This is a genomic window from Ramlibacter sp. (genome assembly GCF_035554825.1).
In the GTDB taxonomy this organism is placed as follows: Bacteria; Pseudomonadota; Gammaproteobacteria; order Burkholderiales; family Burkholderiaceae_C; genus Ramlibacter.
Genome location: NZ_DATMHS010000071.1, coordinates 1 through 18,420, shown reverse-complemented (window position 1 = coordinate 18,420; position 18,420 = coordinate 1). Strand labels below are relative to the sequence as shown.

Below are 18,420 nucleotides of genomic sequence, written 5' to 3'. Positions count from 1 at the left end.
TATGGTGGGTGCTCATCTTTGCGAGGAGCGAGCGGTGGCACAGCGGCGTCCGCGGATCGGCCTGGCGCTGGGCAGCGGCTCGGCGCGCGGCTGGGCGCACATCGGGGTGATCCGGGCGCTGGAGCGCGCCGGCATCGCCCCCGAAATCGTCTGCGGCACGTCGGTCGGTGCGCTGGTCGGCGCGGCCTACGCCGCCGGCGCGCTCGATCGTTTCGAACCCTGGGTCAGGGGACTGACCTGGCAGGCAGTGGTGGGCCTGCTCGACGTGCGCGTGAGCGGCGGCTTGATCGAGGGCGCCAGGCTGGTCGAGTTCTTCCGGGCGCACCATGCCGACGAAGGCATCGCCCGCCTGGCGAAAGCCTACGGGTGCGTGGCGACCGACCTCGTCAGCGGGCGCGAGGTGTGGCTGCGCGAAGGCTCCGTGATCGATGCCGTGCGCGCCTCGATCGCCCTGCCCGGCCTGCTCACCCCGGTGCCGCGCGACGGTCGCCTGCTGGTCGACGGCGGGCTGGTGAACCCGGTGCCGGTGTCGCTGTGCCGGGCGATGGGGGCGGAACTGGTGATCGCGGTGGACCTCAACTGGGACCTGATGGGCCGGCGCAAGCAGGCCGCCGAGGACGTCAAGACGACGGCCAGCGGTGCCGGCGGCGGCCTCGTCGAGGCGATGCTGGCCCGGCTGCGCGCGCCAGGCATCCCCGGCGGCGCGGCCATGCCGTCGATGCTGGACGTGCTCACCACCAGCCTCAACATCATGCAGGTGCGCATCACCCAGAGCCGCCTGGCCGGCGAGCCGGCCGACGTCATGATCCGGCCGCGGCTGGCCGGGATCGCCGCGATGGACTATCACCGCGGGGCCAACGCCATTGCCGAAGGCGAACGCGCGGCCACCCAGGCGCTGCCGCTGATCGAGGACCTGGTCGCCTGAAGCGCCGCGCGGCTTCAGGCGCCGTCTGCGGCCCGGCGCGCCGCGTCGCTGCGCGGCAGCTCCATCCGGAAGGTCGTGCCGCCGTCGGCGCTCGACACCACCCCCACCGCGCCGCCGTGCGCCTGCACCACCTGGCGCACGATGTACAGGCCCAGACCGATGTTGCGCGCATTGGCGCCCTGGCGGCCGCCGCCCTGGCGCAGCGGCTCGAAGATCGCGGACTGCAGTTCCGGCGGAATCGGCTCGCCGTCGTTGTGCACCGTGATCGCCACGCGCTGCGCCGTTCCCGAGACGGCGACGGTCACGGGCATGTCGGGCCGGCCATACACCAGGGCGTTGGTCACGAGGTTGACCACCACCTGCGTCAGCCGATCGGCGTCCCACTCGCCCTCGCCGCTGCCGCTGGTGTGCAGCAGCAGCGTGCGGTCCGGATGCATCGTCCGCAGCTGGTCCACCGCCCGTTCGACGATCGCGGTCACGTCGGCAGCGACCCGCGTCACCGGGATGCCCGAGCCGAGCCGCGCCTGCGTGAAATCGAGCAGGTCGCGGATCAGCGCCAGCGACATCCGGCAGCCCTCCTGGATGCGCTCCACCGAGCGCGCCAGCGGCCCCGGCAGGGAATGGCGCCTGAGCACTTCGGCGTTGAGCATGATCACGTTGAGCGGATTGCGCAGATCGTGCGAGACGATGCCCACCAGCATCTCGCCGAACTGGACCTGCCGGCCCATCAGCGCGTGCTGCTCCTCGGCGCTCTGGCGGGCTGCCCGTTCGCTGGCGAGCAGCGATTCGGCCAGTTCGCGCTGGCCCCGCTCGGCACGCGCCTGCTGCTCGGTCGCCGCGCGGGCCCGCCGCAGCGAGCGCACGAAGAAAAACAGCAGCAGGCTGATCACGAGCCCGCTGGCCGCGGTCGCCAGCACCTGGATCCGCTCGCCGCGCGGCAACCGCTGGGCGGCGAATTCCAGCGTCCAGGTCTGGCCGGGCACGGCCAACGTCCGCAACAGCCGCGAGGTGTCGGGGCGCGCCCCCGGCGCCTCGTACAGCAGCAGCTCGCGCTGCGGGGCGGGCGCCGCATAGACGCGCTGCAGGCTCGCCAAGGCGGCGCCCCGCCGCGGCGCGCTGCCGAAGAAGTCGGGCGCGCGGAACGGCGCGTACAGGAAGGCGACCAGCCGCTGGCGGCGCTCGGCCACCGTGCGCGGCTCCGGGCCGGCGCCGTAATACGGCACGTACAACAGGAAGCCGGCCGCCTTGTGCTCGTCGATCTCCTGCTTGAGGATGACGCGGCTGGTCATCGCCGCCGCGCCCTGGTCGCGCGCCGCCGCCATCGCCTGCGCCCGCACCGGCTCCGAAAACATGTCGAAGCCGAGCGCGGCGCGATTGCGCTCGTCCAGCGGCTCCAGATACAGGATGCTGAACATCGGCTCGCGCGGCCCGGGCGGGAAGAGATGGAAGCCGGCCGCCCCGCCGCGCCGGGCCGCTTCCTCGAAGGCACCAACGCCCTGCGGATCGACCCGCGGGCTGTAGCCGATGCCCTGGATGCCCGGATAGTGGCGCGCCACCTCGATGCCGGTCACGAAAGCGCGGAACGATTCGCGCGACAGCGCCGCGCCCTCGGCGGTGACGAAGGCGCGCGTCGCCCGCAGCAGCGCCAGGTAGGTGCCCAGCCGTCCTTCCACCTGGGCCGTCTCGTCCTCGACCGCCGCCGCCACCGCGCCGGCATGGCGCGCTTGCAGCAGCCGGTTCACGCCCAGCGTGGCCGCCAGGGTCGCGGCCAGCGCCAGGGCCAGCACCGCCACCGGCCACAGGTGCGAGCCGGTCCAATCGCGCCGCACGGGGTGCGGCCGGTCGGGGTCGCTGTGTTCGGGAACAGGCAGGGCGCGCATGGGGAAATCGAACGCGAGATGGTAAGCGCCGGAGTGCTCATCGGTGGCAATGGCGCGCCGGATGCGGCTGCCCGCCACCGGCCGAGCTTGCGCCGGCGGCGTTCGCGCGGCTCGCCGGGCCGGCCCTCCGGGTGACGCGCCAATACATCACCAACGTGAATGGATGAAATCAGCAAAATTGATTCGTCAAATATCAGTGCAAACCCTAGGATTCGAGGTGCGCACTCGTCAGTTCCGGTGCGCAGACCGGGAACATCATGAGCACCCTCGCCCGCGCGGACCAGCCGACCCTCCACTCCGCCCTGCACGGTGGCGCGCTGCAGCCGCGCCTGTTCGACGCCAATCGCACCAAGGCCACGGTGCTCCTGGCGGCCATCGTCTCCGCGTTCGTGCTGGTCGGGCACGCGCTCATCGAGCGCCTGACCGGCGATCACGTGGTTGCCTCGATCCTGATGTGGGCCATCGCCTTCGCCAGCATCGTGCTGCTGGCCAAGCCGGTGGAAAGGCTGTCGCTGGTGCTGGCTGCCGCGACCCGGCGCTGGGCCGAAGCCCACGCCCGCGCCGTGCAGGACCGGATCATGTGGGAACTCGCACTCTCGGACTCGCGCGTGATGGCGGACCTGCGCGCCGCGCACGCCCGGGCCGGCTGAACCCGCCGCGCCGCCGGCCGAAGGACACGCTGCAGCGGGCCCGGTCCCCGCGGCGGGCAACCGTCGAATAAGTGGCGAGCGCGCTGCGCCCGCGCAACTGCCCCGCGCGCCAGCCTCCGCGGCGGGCGACGCGGTCCGGGATCGTCCTTCGGATCGTTTCTAATAGCGGTCGTGACCAGGGCGCCGGCCGCATCCGCTGCCGGCACCACCTGTCCACTGCGCGCCGGGCGCATTCGAGCGGCTGGCAGGGCCGCCATGCCCTGCGGTTGCCCGCGATGGGCCCGTGCAGTGCTCCGCCGGACAGCGCGCGACGGCCGTCACCGTCCCACCCCTGACGAAAGACCTGGATTGCACCGGCGCGGTGCAGAGGATTGTTTTTTGCGCAGCACTTTCAGCAGCTCAGCGCTCGTTCGCATGCTCGGCGAGTGGGCCCCCATGGAGGCACAGGCGCCGGCGATGGACTTCGCCGAACGTCTGAGCCTGTGGCTCAACGCGTTCGACGCCATCGGATTGCAGGCGGCGCACCAGTCGATCCGGTCGATCACGGCGGCGGCGCCGGGTCGGCCCGCGGACCGGGGGCCCGCCCTGGCGCAGGCGCTCGAACGCGATGTCGAGCAGGTGCGCGGTGCGCTCGCCAGTGCCATCGCGCAGGCCGTCGTGCCGCGTGGCCCCGCCGAGCCGGCCGCTGCGCCGGATGGCTATGCCGCGTACCAGCAGCGCCACCAGGAACTGCAGCGGCGCATGGAACAGATGATCGGTCCGCTGCGCGAGCAGGTCCGCCGCGCGCTGCGTGCCGTGTCGCCACGGCTGCGGCAGCTCGCGACGCTCGATGCCGTGTACGAACACCTGCTCGGCCCACGCGAGCAGCGGGTGCTGCCGGCCATCGGCGCCCTGCTGGAGCGGCGCTTCCAGCAGCTGCGGCTGGCCCATGGGCAGGAAGCCGAGGCGGCCGGGCCGCCGCAGCAGGCGCCGGCCCGGCAGCAGGCCGGCGGCTGGCGCGCGGCTTTCGAAGCGGATTGGCGCGGCGCGCTGCGGGCCGAGCTGGACCTGCGCCTGGAGCCGGTGGTGGGCCTGATCGAGGCCCTGGGCAACGAAATGAAGCATCGACCATGAGCAAGCGTTTTTTCGCGGCGGCCTTCGCCGTCGGCCTGGCGGTCCCGGCCTGGGTCGGCCTGGGCTTTGCCGGTTCGAGCTGGCTGGCGCTGGCCATGACGGCGGTGATCGCGGCGGTCTACCTGTTCGGCGCATTCGAGCTGCGGCAGTTCCGGCTGGCCAACGCCGCCCTCGCGGCGGCGCTGGCGGACAGCCCCCAGTCTGGGGCCAGCCTGGACCAGTGGCTGGCCCGGGTGCCGCCGACGCTGCGCGATGCGGTGCGCTCGCGCGTCGAAGGCGCCGGCGGCGGCCTGCCCGGCCCCGCGCTCACGCCCTACCTGGTGGGGCTGCTGGTCATGCTGGGCATGCTGGGAACCTTCCTGGGCATGGTCGTCACCTTCAAGGGCGCGGTGTTCGCGCTGGAAGGTTCGGCCGACTTGCAGGCCATCCGCTCGGCGCTGGCCGAACCCATCAAGGGACTGGGCCTGGCGTTCGGCACCTCCGTCGCCGGCGTGGCCGCCTCCGCCATGCTGGGCCTGATGTCGGCCATCGCCCGCCGCGAGCGGCTGGAGCTGGCGCGCCAGCTGGACGGGCGCATCGCCTCGGTCTTGCGGCCGTTCTCGCTCGTCCACCAGCGCCAGGAAACCTTCAAGGCGCTCCAGCTGCAGGCCCACGCGCTGCCGGTCGTGGTCGACAAGCTCGACGCGCTGCTGGCGCGGATCGACGAACGCAGCCGCCGGCTCGACGAGCAGCTGCTGGGACGGCAGGCCCGGTTCCATGACGAAATGACGCGGGCCTACACCGGCCTGGCGCACACCGTCGGCGCTTCGCTGCAGGACAGCCTGGCGGCCGGCGCGAAGGCGGCCGGCGAGGGCATCGCGCCGGTGGTGGCGTCCGCGATGGCCCAGGTGGTGCAGGAGTCCCAGCACCTGCGCGAGCGCCTGGGGGAGGCGGCGCAGGCGCAGGTGGACGCGCTGTCGGCGCAGTTCGGCGCCACCGCCCGCCGCGTCGCCGACACCTGGGCCGCCGCCCTCGACGACCACGCGCGCACCAACCAAGCCTTGAGCGGCGACCTGCGGCGCAGCCTCGCCTCCTTCACCGACAGCTTCGAGCAGCGCAGCAGCTCGTTGCTGGCCACGGTCCACGAGCAACTGGGCCGGTCGCAGACGGCGCAGGCCGCGGCCGAGCAGGAGCGGCTGCAGGCCTGGACGCAGGCGCTGCAGGCCATGGCCGCCGAGCTGCAGGGCGAGTGGAGGCGCGTGGGCGAGCAGACCGTCGCGCAGCAACGGGCGGTGTGCCTGGCGCTGGAGGACAGCGCCGGCCAAGTGGCGGCACGCACCGGTGCCCAGGCGGGACGCACGCTGGACGAAGTGGCGCGGCTGGTCGCCCGGTCCGAGGCGCTGGTCCAGTCGCGGCTCCACACCGAGCTGCAGTGGGTCGGCCAGCACCGCCAGCGCATGGACGAACTGGCGGGCCTGTGGCGCACGGAACTGGCCGCCCTGCGGCAGGACGAAACCCAGCGGGGCGACGCGGCCGTCCAGCGGTTGGGCGAACTGCAGGCGGCCGTGGCGCAGCACCTGGCGACGCTGGGCGCGGCGCTCGAGGCGCCCATCACCCGTCTGCTGGACACCGCTTCCGAGGTGCCCCAGGCCGCGGCCGGCGTGATCGCCCAGCTGCGGCAGGAAATGAGCCGGATCGCCGAGCGGGACAACCTGGCCCTGCAAGAGCGCAGCGTGCTGCTGGAACAACTCGGGGCCCTGCTGCAGGGCGTGAACCTCGCCGCGGGCGAACAGCGCGCGGCGATCGAGGCCCTGGTGGACGCCGCCTCCTCGATGCTGAAAGAGGCCGGCGGGCAGTTCGGCCAGGTGGTGCAAGAGCACGCCGGCCAGGCCGCCGACATGGCGACCCAGGTGACGGCCAGCGCGCTGGAGCTGTCGAGCCTGGGCGAGGCCTTCGGCCAGGGCGTGCAGCTGTTCCAGGCCGCCAACGGGCAGCTGATGGAATGCCTGCAGCGGATCGAGGCCTCGCTCACCCGGTCCACCGCCCGCAGCGACGAGCAACTGGCCTACTACGTGGCCCAGGCGCGCGAGGTCATCGACCTGAGCATCGCCTCGCAGCACGGCCTGGTCGAGAACATGCGGCAACTGCAGGACCGGGCGCCGGCGCTGGCCGAGGGGGCCCGCGGATGATCGATCTGGACGACGGCGACGCGGCCGGCCAGCAGGTCGCGCCGGTGTGGGCCGTCTTCGCCGACCTGATGTCAGGACTGCTCGGCGCGTTCGTGCTGATCCTGCTGGGCGTGCTGGTGGCGCAGATGGATCTGGTCGCCAGCCTGCAGGCCGAAGTCGAGAAGCGCCAGATCGAGGAAAAGCGGCGCATGGCCCTGGAGCAGGCGCTGGCCGTCCCGCTGGCGTCGGGCCGGGTCACGTTGAACGACGGCCGCATCGGCATCAGCGGCAGCGTGCTGTTTCCGGTCAACTCGGACCAGCTGCGGCCCGAAGGCCGGCAACTGCTGCGAAGCCTGGTGCATCCGCTGCGGGTCTACCTGGGCGAGCGCAACGAGATGCTGATGGTCAGCGGCTTCACTGACGACAAGCGCATCCAGGAGGGCAACCAGCGCTTCGCCGACAACCTGGAGCTGTCGGCGCAGCGGGCCCTGACGGTGACGCGGGCGCTGATCGAGGAGGGCATGGCCTCGTCCCAGGTGTTCGCCGCCGCCTTCGGCGCCGAGCAGCCGGTGGCCTCCAATGCCAGCGAAAGCGGGCGCGCGCTGAACCGGCGGGTGGAGATGGCGCCCGTCCCTCGCTCGGCCGGTCCCAAGTCCGCCGGCGCGCCCAAGCGGCCATGAGCGAGCACTCCCCGCCGCCGGACGACCCGCAGCCGCTGCGGACACAGCTCGAAGGCTGGCGCAGCGACGGCGGCTGGCGGCTGGACCCGGCGCGCTTCCACACCATGGAGGCGCTGGCGCGGCGCCTGCCGGGTCAGCCGCTTGCTGTGCGCCGGCTGCTGCACGCCAAGCTGCAGGCCGCGCTGGCCGACTACGCCGGGCGCCTGGCCGACGCCCGGCAGGCGGCGGCCGCGGCGGCGGCGCGCCTGGCCGCCGAGCGGCCCGGACTGGCCCGCGAGCTGCAACGTCTGCAGGACGCGGGCGACCTGCGCGGCGTGCACCGCCTCGCAGCGACCCGCGCGGCCGCGACCTGCCCGCCGCTGGCGCTGCTGAATCAGTCCATCCGCGGTGCCGCCGCGACCGCCTATGACGGCGCGACCGCCTATGACGGCGCGGCGCCGGAGCGGGTCGAGCTGGCGAGCGCGCGCCGCTTCAGGCAAACCTGGTCGCGCCACCGCGCCCGGCAGCAGGTGGACCTGGCGGCCGCCCGCCGCCCGGCCAATGCCGGCCCGCTCAACTCCCACACCTTGGTGCTGCAGTCGCTGGACCTGATGCGCGAGCTGTCGCCCGACTACTTGAGGCGGTTCCTGTCCCAGGTGGAATCCTTGCAGTGGCTCGATGGCGCCCGCGAGCTCTCGGCCCCCAGCCCGGCCAGGCCGACGAAAGGGTCCCGCCGGGGCCGGCCAGGGAAGTGAAGCAGCCGGCCACCGCGGGTGGCCGGCGCGCGAACCGCGGCCGGGGCAGGATGGCAGGTGCCCCCGCCCCGGTGCGGGCCGCACTCTCACAGATGGCGCGCGGGCGGCGCCGTGGACAGGCGCCCCGGGGCAGCGGAATCAGTTGCGGTCCGCGCGCGCGCTGCGCATCGTGCCCGTGCCGGAGGCACCGGAGGCGCGGGTGTCGACGTCGGCTCCGCGGGCGGTGCGGGCATTCTTGCCGGTATCGACGTCGGCCCGGGGCAGGTTCTTCTGGTCACCGTCCTTGCCGACGTCCGCTTCCACGCCGGGCAGGCCCTTGTCCGAGGCATTCTTGCCGACGTCGACATTGACGCCGGGAACGCCGCGGTCACGTTCGGCGCTGCTGGTCTGCGCCTGGGCTTGCACCGCCAGCGCGGAAACGGCGACGGCCAGTGCCGGCCACAGGAGACGGGTCTTGCTCTGCTTCATGAAAACATCCTTTCGCTTTGGAGCCGCCACTGTGCTCCCGCTCGAGCGGGACGGCGGTCGGCGAAGCGCCCACGACGCTGTCGGAGGTTGCCATGCAGAAAGAGGTTCTCGTGCGATGCCAGCCGCGCTTCGCGGCGCCCGCCGACCGCGCGCCGGCGGCCGGGCCCGGACCGCGTCAGATCCAGCGGCGCACGCTGGCGCGATAGCGCGCATAGGGCTCGCCGAAGCGCGACAGGAGGGCCGTCTCCTCCGGCTTGATCTGGAACTGGTTCATGTACGCCACGAAGGCCGGCAGCACGGCCAGCGACAGCGCGTTACCCACCCACAGCGCCAGCCCCGCGAGCGCGGCGAGCAGGCCCAGGTACATCGGGTTGCGCGAATACCGGTAGATGCCGCCGGTCGCCAGCGCCGACGCACGCTCCGGGCTCATCGGATTCACGGTGGTGCGCAGATGCCGGAAGCTCGCCACGCCGGCGGCCGCGACGGCACCGCCCGCCAGCACCAGGATCGCCGCGGCGACAGGCTGCCCCGGGACGCGGAAGGCGAGTGCCGGCGCCGCTCGCGCCGCGCCGATGATGGCGAGCGCCGCGACCGCCACGACGGCGAGCGGCGGAATCCGGAGTGCCAGCGGGTTCATGCCGTCATTGTGCAGCGCGCGGCTGCGCGGACGCGCTGTCAGCGCACGACCAGCGGCCGCATCATGTCGTGCTCCTCGTGCTCGAGGATGTGGCAATGCCATACGTATTCGTTGCCGCCCGTGCGCGGACTCGGCGGCACGACGAAGGGCGCCTGCGGCAATTCCAGCCGCATGATCACGCGGGTGGCCTCGCCCGGGTTCATCCGCACCGTGTCCTTCCAGCCCAGTTCGTTGGCATCGGGCGCCGTCGGCAGGCCTTCCCAGCGCGGCGCGCCGCCCGCGTAGCCATTCACGTTGAACGCCTGGCGCGACAGCAGCTGGACGTTGGCGAGGTGGAAGTGGACGGGATGGGTGTCGGCGGTGAGATTGAGGATCTCCCAGACCTCGACCATGCCGTTGTCGACCACCTCGGTCGGTGCATCGGCGTAGGCGCGCCCGAACATCGCCTGGTGCTTGCCGGCAAGGCTTGCCGGGTCGGCGGTGCCGATCGTTTGCACCAGTCGCCCGAATCCATCGATGCCTTCGTTGAGCGTCAGCCGCCGCACCGGCACGCCGGGCGGCACGGACGTGGGCACGCCGGGTTGCTGCACGACCAGGAACGGTCCGTCCAGCGGGTTGTGCATGCCCCCGGGCGGCAGCGCGATCGGCGCGTCGGCGCTGCCGCGGCGGGCGGCGACGCGGATCTGCAGGAGCGTGCGGGTGTTGGGCGCGGCGCCCGGCACCGAGTCGGGCGTGCGCGGGTTGCCCGGGTGGTAGTCCTCTTCGGCACTGCCGTGGGGGAAAGGCGCCGGTGCGTCGTTGTAGAGGATCAGCACCGAACCGGCGGGAACGTCACGGAAGTCGACGATGAGATCCGCGCGTTCGGCCGGCGCGAGCAGCAACCGCGGCTGGCGCGGTCCGCCCAGCATCACCGGCGCGGGCAGGAAGCCGCCCTCGGTGCCGATCTGCACGAAGGCCGGCCCGTCCCGGCCGGCGCGCGGCTCCGTGGCCTCGATGCCGCTCGTGCCCATCGCATACACCAGCCGGGGATTCAGGAAACGCGCGTTGCACGCATTGAGCATCCGCAGCCGGTATTGACGCTGTTCCACGGCCAGGAACGGTGCGACCGTGCCGTTCACGAGGATCGTGCCGCCGAAGAATTCGGGAACGCACGAGGGCTGCGGCGGGGCGGGCCAGGCGAGGCCGCGGACCGGTTCGACTTCGGCCTCGTGCGCATACCAGAGGTCGCCCGGCCGCGAGGCGGGCAGCAGCGCGCTCCACGCGGGATCGTCGCTGCCGGTGCGGGTCGAGACGAAGCTCTTGTCCTGGAACACCAGGTATTTGGTGCGCGGATCGAGCGGGCCCGGCAACCGGTACCCGACGCCCATGGTGTCGCGCTCGTAGTCGTCGGTGATCACGTAGGCGGAGGCCAGCCCCGCATACGCGTTCAGACGCGTGATGCCCAGCGCGTGATCGTGGTACCACAGCATCCGCGCCCCCTGCTGGTTCGGGTAGAAGTACTCGGCCTGCCCGGGGCGCAGCGCCGGGTTGAGGACGCGGAAGATGGCGGCGCCGGTCGCGGGATCGGTGGCGCTGTCACCGTAGCGGCCGGCCGGATCGAACCACGCATGCGGCCCGCCATCGCTGATCCACGGCGTCAGCCCGCCGTGCAGGTGCAGCGACGCGTGGTTCGCGCCCTGGCCCCGCTCCGCGCCCAGCACGCTGGCGTCGACGGGCAGGATGTGACGGGCCGGCAGGTTGTTCGTCACCGTGATCTGCACGGCGGTGCCGCGCTCGGCCACGATCGCGCCGGCCAGGTGCAGATTGCCGCCGGCGGCGACATTGGCCGGCCGGTATCCCCACAGGCGCGTGGCGGCGGGCAGTTGCGGATGCAACTGGTCCTCGAACTGCTCCAGTGCGATCGCATAGTGCTGCACCGGCGCGCCGCCCCAGCGGCGCAGCCCGTCGCTGGCGGCCAGCGGAATGCCGCCGGCGGCGCCGAATTCGCGCAGCGCTTGCACGAACTTCGCGAGGCGTACGCCCTCGGACGCCCGCACGCGGCGCGGCACGCCGGCGAGAAACGCCGCGCCGACCGCGGCGGCGGATTGGAGGAAGATGCGACGATTGGCCATGGCGTGACCTCCGGTGCCCGCCCACTGTCCACCAGTCGCGCGCGCACCGCATGATGTGTGTCAGGAAGCGACGAGGCCGGCGACCTTTGTGACGACTCTTACGGGACGACAGGAGGCCGAGCCGGACCGGGCCGTCCCTTTGACCGGCGTCATGGCGCTGCGCGGCGCGCGTCCTATAGGGGAAGGGCGCGTCAGTGCCAGGCTCATGCAGACCGTGGGGAAACTCAACATGAAATCGATGAAGTTCCAACTTGCCGCCCTCGGCGCCGCCTTGGTGCTGGTCGCCTGCGGTGGCGGCGACTCGGGCCGTGTCTTCGACTCGATCGTGTCCTTCGGCGACAGCCTCAGCGACGTCGGGACCTACCAGGTGGGCACGATTGCGGCCGCCGGCGGCGGCAAGTGGACCGTGAACGGCCCGGATGCCAGGATCTGGACCGAAATCGTGGCCGCCGAGAGCGGCATCGCCGCTCCTTGTCCGGCGCAAACCGGCCTGCTGCCGAACGTGCCCGGTTTCGCGGGAGCGCCCGTCAGCAATCACGGCGAGTGCACCAACTACGCGCAGGGCAGCGCCCGCGTGAGCAACCCGTTCGGCAGTCCCAGTGCCGCCGCGCTCCAGGCGCCGCCCTTCAACCAGGTCAACATCGGCCTGCTCGCCACGCCCGTCAGCACCCAGATGCAAACGCATCTGGCCAGGGCCGGCGGCGCCTACCGCGGCTCGGAACTGGTCACCCTCACCGTGGGCGGCAACGACCTGTTCATGAATTTCTACGGCATCGCGGCCGCGGCCAGCGGCGGTTCGGCGGCCGCCGGCGCGGCGATCGCTGCTGGCTGGGACCAGCCGGTGCAGGCGGCCGTCGCCGCCGGCGGGCCAGCCGCGGTGCAGGCCGCCACTGCCGCCGCTTTCGCCGCGATGGGGCGGACCGGGGCCGAACTGGCATCGCTCATCAGGACGCAGGTTCTCGACAAGGGCGCGCGCTACGTCCTGGTGCTGAACCTGGGCGACGCCGCGCAGACGCCATTCGCCATGGCCACCGATGCCGGCACGCGGCAACTCGTTGCCGCGCTGGTGACGGCGTTCAATACCGAGTTGCAGGCCGGCCTGGCAGGCACGCCGGTGCTCGTGCTCGACGCCTTCGCGCAGAGCCGCGACCAGGCGGCCAACCCCGCGAAGTACGGCATTGCCAATGCCACGACGCCGGCGTGCATCACGTCCCCAAGAAATCCGTTGGGGAACTCATCGCTCGGATGCACGAAGGACAGCACGGTGACCGGGGACACCAGCGGCTACCTGTATGCCGATGAGGTCCATCCGTCGCCGCTGGGCTACCGGCTCTACGCCCGGTTCGCCATGCAGCGGATGACGGCGGCGGGCTGGTTCGAGTAGCGCACCGCGGCTGTTCTCGGTCACGCGCTCTCGGGGCTCGCCGGCGGGCTCCCGGTCCTCGCCAGCCAAAGCGGTCGCGGCCGGCGCGCTGCCTTTCCTGCCGGAGCCGGACCGCCGGTGAGACGGGTGGATCGCTGCGGTGAGCCCGCGCCGGCATGCGCAGAAAACATCGGGCCATGCCGAACCGGCTGCGCGCAGCGTTTGGGCGCTTGAGGCAAAGCAAACGGCCAGCAAACCAGCCCTCCAAGAATCAGGACAAGGACACAACGAAAGGGCAACGTGAGGACCGAACGAGACTTCCTGGGCGAGCGCGCAATTCCCGGGGGCGCCTACTACGGCGTGCAGACGCAGCGCGGCATGGACAACTTCCGCATCACCGGCGTGCCGATGTCGGCCGAACCCGAATTCGTGCGCGCCTTCGGCTATGTCAAGAAGGCGGCGGCGCTCGCCAACCGCGATCTGGGCGCGCTCGAACCCGCCATCGCCGACGCGATCGTGGCGGGCTGCGACCGTCTCATCGCCGGCGAGATGCGCGATCAGTTCCTGACCGACTTCATCCAGGGCGGGGCCGGCACCTCGACCAACATGAACGCCAACGAGGTCATCGCCAACTTGGCGCTGGAACACCTGGGCCACGAAAAGGGCCAGTACCAGTTCGTCAGCCCGAACGACCACGTCAACTTCGGCCAGTCGACCAACGACGTGTACCCGACCGCATTCCGCCTCGCGCTGATCCTGAGGCTGGCGAGCTACACGGACGCGCTGACGCGCCTGCAGCAGGCATTCTTCGCCAAGGCCACGGAATTCGAGCGGGTGCTGAAGATGGGGCGCACGCACCTGCAGGACGCCGTGCCGATGTCGCTCGGCCAGGAATTCCACGGCTGGGGCACCACCCTCGGCGAGGAGGTGCAGCGGATCGCGGAAGTGCGGCAGCTGCTGCACGAGATCAACCTGGGGGCTACTGCGATCGGCACCATGGTCACCGCCGCGCCGGGCTATCCGGAACTGGCCACCCGCTACCTGTCCGAACTCACTGGCCTGAAATTCATCCTGGCGGGCGACCTGGTCGAGGCCACCTCGGACACGGGCGCCTACGTGCTGCTGTCCGGCGTGCTCAAGCGCACCTCCTCCAAGCTCACCAAGATCTGCAACGACCTGCGCCTGCTGGCCTCGGGCCCGCGGTGCGGGTTCAACGAGATCAACCTGCCGCAGATGCAGCCGGGCTCCTCGATCATGCCGGGCAAGGTCAACCCGGTGATCCCCGAAGTGGTCAACCAGGTGGGCTTCCTCGTGATCGGCCTCGACCTGACGGTGACCCTGGCCGCCTCGGCCGGCCAGTTGCAGCTCAACGTGATGGAGCCGGTGATCACCTACGCCCTCTTCACGTCGATCTCGACGATGGAGAACGCGGTCAACAGCTTGCGCCTGAACTGCGTCGAAGGCATCACCGCCAACGCCGAGCGCACGCGCGACATGGTGCTCAACTCGCTGGGCATCGTGACCGTCCTGAAGCCCAGGCTCGGCTACAAGCTGTGCGCCGAGATCGCCCGCGAAGGCTTCAACACCGGCAAGTCGCTGCACGACATCGTGGTGAGCGAGCGCCGGCTGCTCACACAAGCGGAGTGGGACCAGGTCTTTTCCTTCGACAACCTGATCAGACCCGCATTCGCGAAGTGAAGACAGGAGCGGAACAATGACACTCGCCATCCTTCTTCAATTCGCCGTCGTGCTGGGCGCCATCTGGCTCGGCGCCCGCTCGGCCGGCGTCGGCCTCGGCCTGTGGGGCGCGGTCGGCCTGCTGGTGCTGGTCGTGACCTTCGGCGTCAACCCGACCTCGCCGCCGGTCGACGTGATGCTGATCATCCTCGCGGTGATCATGGCCGCCTCGGTGATGGACGCCGCCGGCGGCATCGACTTCCTGGTGCGCGTCGCCGAACGCATCATCCGCGCGAACCCGAAGTACGTGACCATCGTGGCGCCGCTGACCACGTGGACCTTCACGTTCCTCGCGGGCACCGGCCACATCGTCTATCCGCTGCTGCCGGTGATCTACGAGACGGCGCACCAGAACGGCATCCGGCCCGAGCGCCCGATGGCCGTGGCAACCATCGCGTCGCAGCAGGCGATCACGGCCAGCCCGGTGGCAGCTGCCACCGCCGCGATGATCGGCCTGTTCGCCGAGAAGGGCATGACGGACTGGGGCCTGGCGCAGATCCTGATGATCTGTGTCCCGTCGACCCTGGCCGGGGTGGTGGTCGCCGCCATCGTCTCGATGTTCATGGGCAAGGACCTGAAGAACGACCTGGTCTACCAGGACCGCCTGAAGGCCGGCCTCATCCCGCCGCCGCAGGCGCCCGGGGCGCGCGCGCCGCTCAAGCCGGCCGCCAAGCGCTCCGCACTGATCTTCCTGGCCGGCGTGGCGCTGGTCGTGCTGCTCGGCTTCTTCCCGTCGCTGCGCACGCTGCCGGGCGCCAAGTCGGCGCTGGCGATGCCGATCGTGATCGAACTGGTGATGCTGTCGGTCGCCGCCGTGATGCTGCTGGCCAGCCGGGTGGCGGTGGACGAGGTGCCGAAGACGGCGACGCTGCGCGCGGGCGTCGTGGCGACGATCGGCATCTTCGGCCTGGCCTGGCTGGGCGACAGCTTCATCGCCGCCAACAAGGAAGTCATCGTGCCCGCCATCGGCGAGTGGGCGAAGGTCGCGCCATGGACCTTCGCCCTGGGCCTGTTCTTCGCGTCGGTGCTGCTGTACAGCCAGGCAGCGACCACCCGTGCGCTGATGCCGCTGGGCGTGGCGCTTGGCCTGCCGCCTCAGTTCCTGATCGGCATGTTCCCGGCGGTCAACGGCTACTTCTTCATCCCCACCTACGGCTCGCTGATCGCCGCCATCAACTTCGACCTCTCGGGGACGACACGCATCGGCAAGTACGTGCTGAACCACTCCTTCATGGTTCCCGGCATCGTCGCCACCGGCGTCGCGGTGGCCACGGGGCTGGCGATGGCCCGCGTGGTGTTCTGACGCTGTGATGCGTATCGCGGCACGGTCTGACCGTGCCCGCGCCTGGCCCCCGACGGAATGCCTCCGGCGGGGCCGGCCCTGTAGACTCCGGCCCCCGACGATTCCTCCGGAGTACCGCATGACCCAAACTCGCATCACCCGCCGCCACTGTCTCGCCGCCGGCAGCGCCGGCATCCTGTCCACGCTGGGCCTGCCCGCGTTCGCCGACGCCTGGCCGAGCCGCGTCATCAAGATGGTGGTGGCCTTCCCCGCCGGCGGCCCCACCGACACCGCGGCCCGCATCGTGTCGCAGAAGCTCGCCGAGCGTCTCGGCGTCTCGATCGTTGTGGAGAACAAGCCCGGCGCTTCCGGCTCGATCGGCACCGCGGCTTTCATCAAGTCGCCCGCGGATGGTTACACCTTGTCGATGTTCGGCATGCCCGCCTTGCTCGCGCCCATCCTCTACAAGACGACGGCCTACGATCCGACGAAGGACTTCCAGAGCGAGAGCGTTGCCACCGTGTACGACCTGCCCATGGGCATCGTGGTCAACCCCTCGCTGCTGCCAGAGGTGGACTCCCTCAAGGCACTGGTGGCGCGCGCCAAGGCATCCAAGGTGCCCATGAACTACACCAGCTCCGGCGCCGGCAGCTTTGGGCACCTGGCGATGGAGCAGCTCAAGGACCTGGGCAGCTTCGAGATGCAGCACGTGCCGTACCGCGGCAGCGCGCCCGCCGTGGCGGACCTGCTGGGCGGCCAGGTGGGCGTCATGTTCGCCGACCTGGTCGCGGCGCTGCCGCACATCAAGGCCGGCAAGTTGCGCGCCATCGCCTTGAGCTCGCCGAAGGCCGCGGCCATGCTGCCGGGCGTGAAGACCGTTTCCGAGCAGGGCTTCCCGAGCTTCGACTTCGACTCCTGGGGCGGCTTGATCGCGCCGGCGGGCACCCCCGCGGCCGTGGTCGCGCGGGTGAGCAAGGAAGTGGCGGCCATCCTGGCCGAGGACAAGGAGATCCAGGCCAAGCTGCTCTCGGCCGGCGCGATCGCGGCGTACCAGCCCGGGGACGCGATGCAGAAGCGGCTGGTCGCCGACCACGCGCGCTGGAGCAAGGTGGTCAGGGAGAAGGGCATCAGCGCGACCTGAGCGCGCCCGAACCCCGCAAGCCACAACGGGCCGGCGCGTTCCTGCGCGCCAGCGCGGGCCGATGCGGGGGGCCCTGCCCGGCCGACGGCGCCGCGACGCCGGAGCCGCCATGCGGCCGCCCGTTTACACGCAGGAGGCGAAGCGCTATCCTGCGCCCGCTCGGGAAGTGCGGCCGCAGCCGGCGGCGTCGCCGCACTGGTGTCTCCCTTGCGCCGGGGCTCGACGAGGAGGCACGCATGCGACAGACAGCTGCTTCGAACAATGGCCAGTTCCGCCTGAAGGTGGTCGCCGGCACGCGGACCGTGTTGATGGCGCTGGACTGCGACGAGGCGCGGCGTGAGGGGCTGCTTGGTTTCTCCTTCTACCGCGCGCGCCAGGGAGCCGCCAACTCCGGCAAGTGGCTGCGCTCGCAGAAGGTATTCAAGTCGCTCGTGCCGAATCCGAGGAAGAAGGTCAACGGTCGGCCGCCGGTCTTCACCACAGCGGACCATCCGGTTCAGAGTTTCCTCTGGGGCGACTACACGGCGGAGCCGGGCGCGACCTACGAATTCCGGATCGTGCCGGCGTACGGCCGGCCCGGAGCGCTGAGGCACGAGGCGGACGACGAGATCACGATCTCCGTCACGACCGAACTCGAGAACGACCCGCGAGGCCATGGCGTCTGGTTCAATCGCGGCGCGATCGCGAGCCAGCATTTCGCCAGGGAGTTCGGCGACGTGGAGCCGAGCTCGCAGCAGCTGGAGGACCTCACCCAGCCCGTGACGAAGTGGCTCTCGCGCGGGCTGGCCGAGGCATGCCTCGACTTCATCAACGAGATTCCCGAGGGCGAGGGGCTCCGGTGCTGCCTGTACGAGTTCACGTACAAGCCGGTTCTCAACGCCCTCAAGGCGGCGATCGACCGCGGCGTCGATGTGCGCATCTGCTTCCATGGCACCGAAGTCAACCGCAAGGCGGTGGCGGCCGCCGAGCTGCGCAAGAAGGTGGGCAACGTGCAGGTCCTCTTCGAGCGCACGGTGCCGAAGATCCCGCACAACAAGTTCATGGTGCGCCTCGACAAGCGGGGCCAGCCGCAGTCGATCTGGACCGGCTCGACCAACATCACCTCGTCCGGCTTCCTCGGCCAGTCGAACGTCGGCCACCGGATCAACCGCCACCCGAAGCTGGCCGCGAAATTCCTGGAATACTGGGAGGCGATCTCGAAGAATCCGAAGTCCTTCCCGTCGAAGGAGGCGTCGACCAAGGTGAGCCCCCATCCGGTCGAGGAGCCGAAGGAAGGTTCGATCACGCCGGTGTTCTCGCCGCGGCACACGGCGGGGATGCTGCAGTGGTACGCGAACCGGATGGTGGACGCGACGCAGGGCGTGATGTTCACCGCGGCCTTCGGCGTCAACGAGAAGTTCGTGCTGCCCCTGGCGGATGACCGCGACTTCCTGCGTTTCGTCCTGATGGAAAAGCGCCCGAAGAAGGACCTCGAGGACCGGTTGCGCGACGATCGCGACCTGGTCATCTCGTACGGCTCCGTGCTCGGGGAAGCGGCCTTCATCAAGGACGG

15 protein-coding genes are annotated in these 18,420 nt (G+C 71.2%); 11 read left to right on the top strand and 4 right to left on the bottom strand.

The annotated features are described in order from the left end of the window. Position 1 precedes the first annotated feature (1 nt). A complete protein-coding gene (locus VNT59_RS08090) occupies positions 2-925 on the top strand; it encodes a patatin-like phospholipase family protein (protein WP_325497813.1) in 924 nt (307 codons plus the stop codon). Positions 926-939: 14 nt separating this feature from the next. On the opposite strand, the gene VNT59_RS08085 is transcribed toward VNT59_RS08090, so the two are convergent. After that, positions 940-2,805 (bottom strand): CHASE domain-containing protein, encoded by a 1,866-nt coding sequence (locus tag VNT59_RS08085; RefSeq protein WP_325497812.1) that lies wholly within the window; start codon positions 2,803-2,805, stop codon positions 940-942. A gap of 257 nt (positions 2,806-3,062) precedes the next feature. Here VNT59_RS08085 and VNT59_RS08080 point away from each other — a divergent pair, with 257 nt between their 5' ends. The 5 genes from VNT59_RS08080 to VNT59_RS08060 all read left to right on the top strand — a co-directional run bounded on the left by VNT59_RS08080 (position 3,063) and on the right by VNT59_RS08060 (position 8,129). Continuing rightward, a complete protein-coding gene (locus tag VNT59_RS08080) occupies positions 3,063-3,455 on the top strand; it encodes a hypothetical protein (protein ID WP_325497811.1) in 393 nt (130 codons plus the stop codon). Between the two features lie 255 nt (positions 3,456-3,710). Further along, the gene (locus VNT59_RS08075) at positions 3,711-4,568 is read left to right on the top strand and encodes a DUF3348 family protein (RefSeq protein WP_325497844.1); all 858 of its coding nucleotides are present in this window, start codon (positions 3,711-3,713) and stop codon (positions 4,566-4,568) included. Next, entirely contained in the window at positions 4,565-6,736 is a 2,172-nt protein-coding gene (locus VNT59_RS08070; RefSeq protein WP_325497810.1) for a DUF802 domain-containing protein, read from the top strand. The genes VNT59_RS08075 and VNT59_RS08070 overlap by 4 nt, the downstream gene beginning before the upstream one ends. Then, positions 6,733-7,395, top strand: coding sequence for an OmpA family protein (locus tag VNT59_RS08065; protein ID WP_325497809.1), 663 nt, complete (start codon positions 6,733-6,735; stop codon positions 7,393-7,395). The genes VNT59_RS08070 and VNT59_RS08065 overlap by 4 nt, the downstream gene beginning before the upstream one ends. Then, positions 7,392-8,129 carry a DUF2894 domain-containing protein gene (locus tag VNT59_RS08060; protein ID WP_325497808.1) on the top strand — a complete coding sequence of 246 codons (738 nt, stop codon included), beginning with the start codon at positions 7,392-7,394 and terminating at the stop codon, positions 8,127-8,129. The genes VNT59_RS08065 and VNT59_RS08060 overlap by 4 nt, the downstream gene beginning before the upstream one ends. A 138-nt stretch (positions 8,130-8,267) precedes the next feature. On the opposite strand, the gene VNT59_RS08055 is transcribed toward VNT59_RS08060, so the two are convergent. From VNT59_RS08055 to VNT59_RS08045, 3 genes are all read right to left on the bottom strand, one after another. Further along, the gene (locus tag VNT59_RS08055) at positions 8,268-8,597 is read right to left on the bottom strand and encodes a hypothetical protein (RefSeq protein WP_325497807.1); all 330 of its coding nucleotides are present in this window, start codon (positions 8,595-8,597) and stop codon (positions 8,268-8,270) included. 175 nt (positions 8,598-8,772) lie between these two features. After that, the gene (locus VNT59_RS08050) at positions 8,773-9,234 is read right to left on the bottom strand and encodes an isoprenylcysteine carboxylmethyltransferase family protein (RefSeq protein ID WP_325497806.1); all 462 of its coding nucleotides are present in this window, start codon (positions 9,232-9,234) and stop codon (positions 8,773-8,775) included. 38 nt (positions 9,235-9,272) lie between these two features. After that, on the bottom strand, positions 9,273-11,345 hold the full coding sequence (locus VNT59_RS08045; RefSeq protein WP_325497805.1) for a multicopper oxidase family protein: 2,073 nt from the start codon (positions 11,343-11,345) through the stop codon (positions 9,273-9,275). A 238-nt stretch (positions 11,346-11,583) separates the two neighbouring features. Between VNT59_RS08045 and VNT59_RS08040 the strand changes: the two genes are divergently transcribed. The 5 genes from VNT59_RS08040 to VNT59_RS08020 all read left to right on the top strand — a co-directional run. Beyond that, positions 11,584-12,729, top strand: a complete 1,146-nt coding sequence (locus VNT59_RS08040; protein ID WP_325497804.1) for an SGNH/GDSL hydrolase family protein — start codon at positions 11,584-11,586, stop codon at positions 12,727-12,729. A gap of 279 nt (positions 12,730-13,008) precedes the next feature. Beyond that, positions 13,009-14,406: an aspartate ammonia-lyase gene (locus VNT59_RS08035; protein ID WP_325497803.1), complete on the top strand. Its 1,398-nt coding sequence runs from the start codon at positions 13,009-13,011 to the stop codon at positions 14,404-14,406. Positions 14,407-14,422: 16 nt separating this feature from the next. Next, complete coding sequence (locus VNT59_RS08030; protein WP_325497802.1) at positions 14,423-15,748, top strand: anaerobic C4-dicarboxylate transporter; 1,326 nt, start codon at positions 14,423-14,425, stop codon at positions 15,746-15,748. A gap of 118 nt (positions 15,749-15,866) precedes the next feature. Beyond that, positions 15,867-16,868: a tripartite tricarboxylate transporter substrate binding protein gene (locus tag VNT59_RS08025; protein ID WP_325497801.1), complete on the top strand. Its 1,002-nt coding sequence runs from the start codon at positions 15,867-15,869 to the stop codon at positions 16,866-16,868. 236 nt (positions 16,869-17,104) lie between these two features. Next, a partial coding sequence (locus tag VNT59_RS08020) for a phospholipase D-like domain-containing protein (protein WP_325497800.1) occupies positions 17,105-18,420 on the top strand: 1,316 nt, incomplete at its 3' end.

Excerpts from the sequence above, each read along its gene's own strand:
- VNT59_RS08090 (WP_325497813.1), top strand. The coding sequence starts at position 2 with ATGGTGGGTGCTCATCTTTGCGAGGAGCGAGCGGTGGCACAGCGGCGT.
- VNT59_RS08085 (WP_325497812.1), bottom strand. The coding sequence starts at position 2,805 with ATGCGCGCCCTGCCTGTTCCCGAACACAGCGACCCCGACCGGCCGCAC.
- VNT59_RS08080 (WP_325497811.1), top strand. The coding sequence starts at position 3,063 with ATGAGCACCCTCGCCCGCGCGGACCAGCCGACCCTCCACTCCGCCCTG.
- VNT59_RS08075 (WP_325497844.1), top strand. The coding sequence starts at position 3,711 with ATGCCCTGCGGTTGCCCGCGATGGGCCCGTGCAGTGCTCCGCCGGACA.
- VNT59_RS08070 (WP_325497810.1), top strand. The coding sequence starts at position 4,565 with ATGAGCAAGCGTTTTTTCGCGGCGGCCTTCGCCGTCGGCCTGGCGGTC.
- VNT59_RS08065 (WP_325497809.1), top strand. The coding sequence starts at position 6,733 with ATGATCGATCTGGACGACGGCGACGCGGCCGGCCAGCAGGTCGCGCCG.
- VNT59_RS08060 (WP_325497808.1), top strand. The coding sequence starts at position 7,392 with ATGAGCGAGCACTCCCCGCCGCCGGACGACCCGCAGCCGCTGCGGACA.
- VNT59_RS08055 (WP_325497807.1), bottom strand. The coding sequence starts at position 8,597 with ATGAAGCAGAGCAAGACCCGTCTCCTGTGGCCGGCACTGGCCGTCGCC.
- VNT59_RS08050 (WP_325497806.1), bottom strand. The coding sequence starts at position 9,234 with ATGAACCCGCTGGCACTCCGGATTCCGCCGCTCGCCGTCGTGGCGGTC.
- VNT59_RS08045 (WP_325497805.1), bottom strand. The coding sequence starts at position 11,345 with ATGGCCAATCGTCGCATCTTCCTCCAATCCGCCGCCGCGGTCGGCGCG.
- VNT59_RS08040 (WP_325497804.1), top strand. The coding sequence starts at position 11,584 with ATGAAGTTCCAACTTGCCGCCCTCGGCGCCGCCTTGGTGCTGGTCGCC.
- VNT59_RS08030 (WP_325497802.1), top strand. The coding sequence starts at position 14,423 with ATGACACTCGCCATCCTTCTTCAATTCGCCGTCGTGCTGGGCGCCATC.
- VNT59_RS08025 (WP_325497801.1), top strand. The coding sequence starts at position 15,867 with ATGACCCAAACTCGCATCACCCGCCGCCACTGTCTCGCCGCCGGCAGC.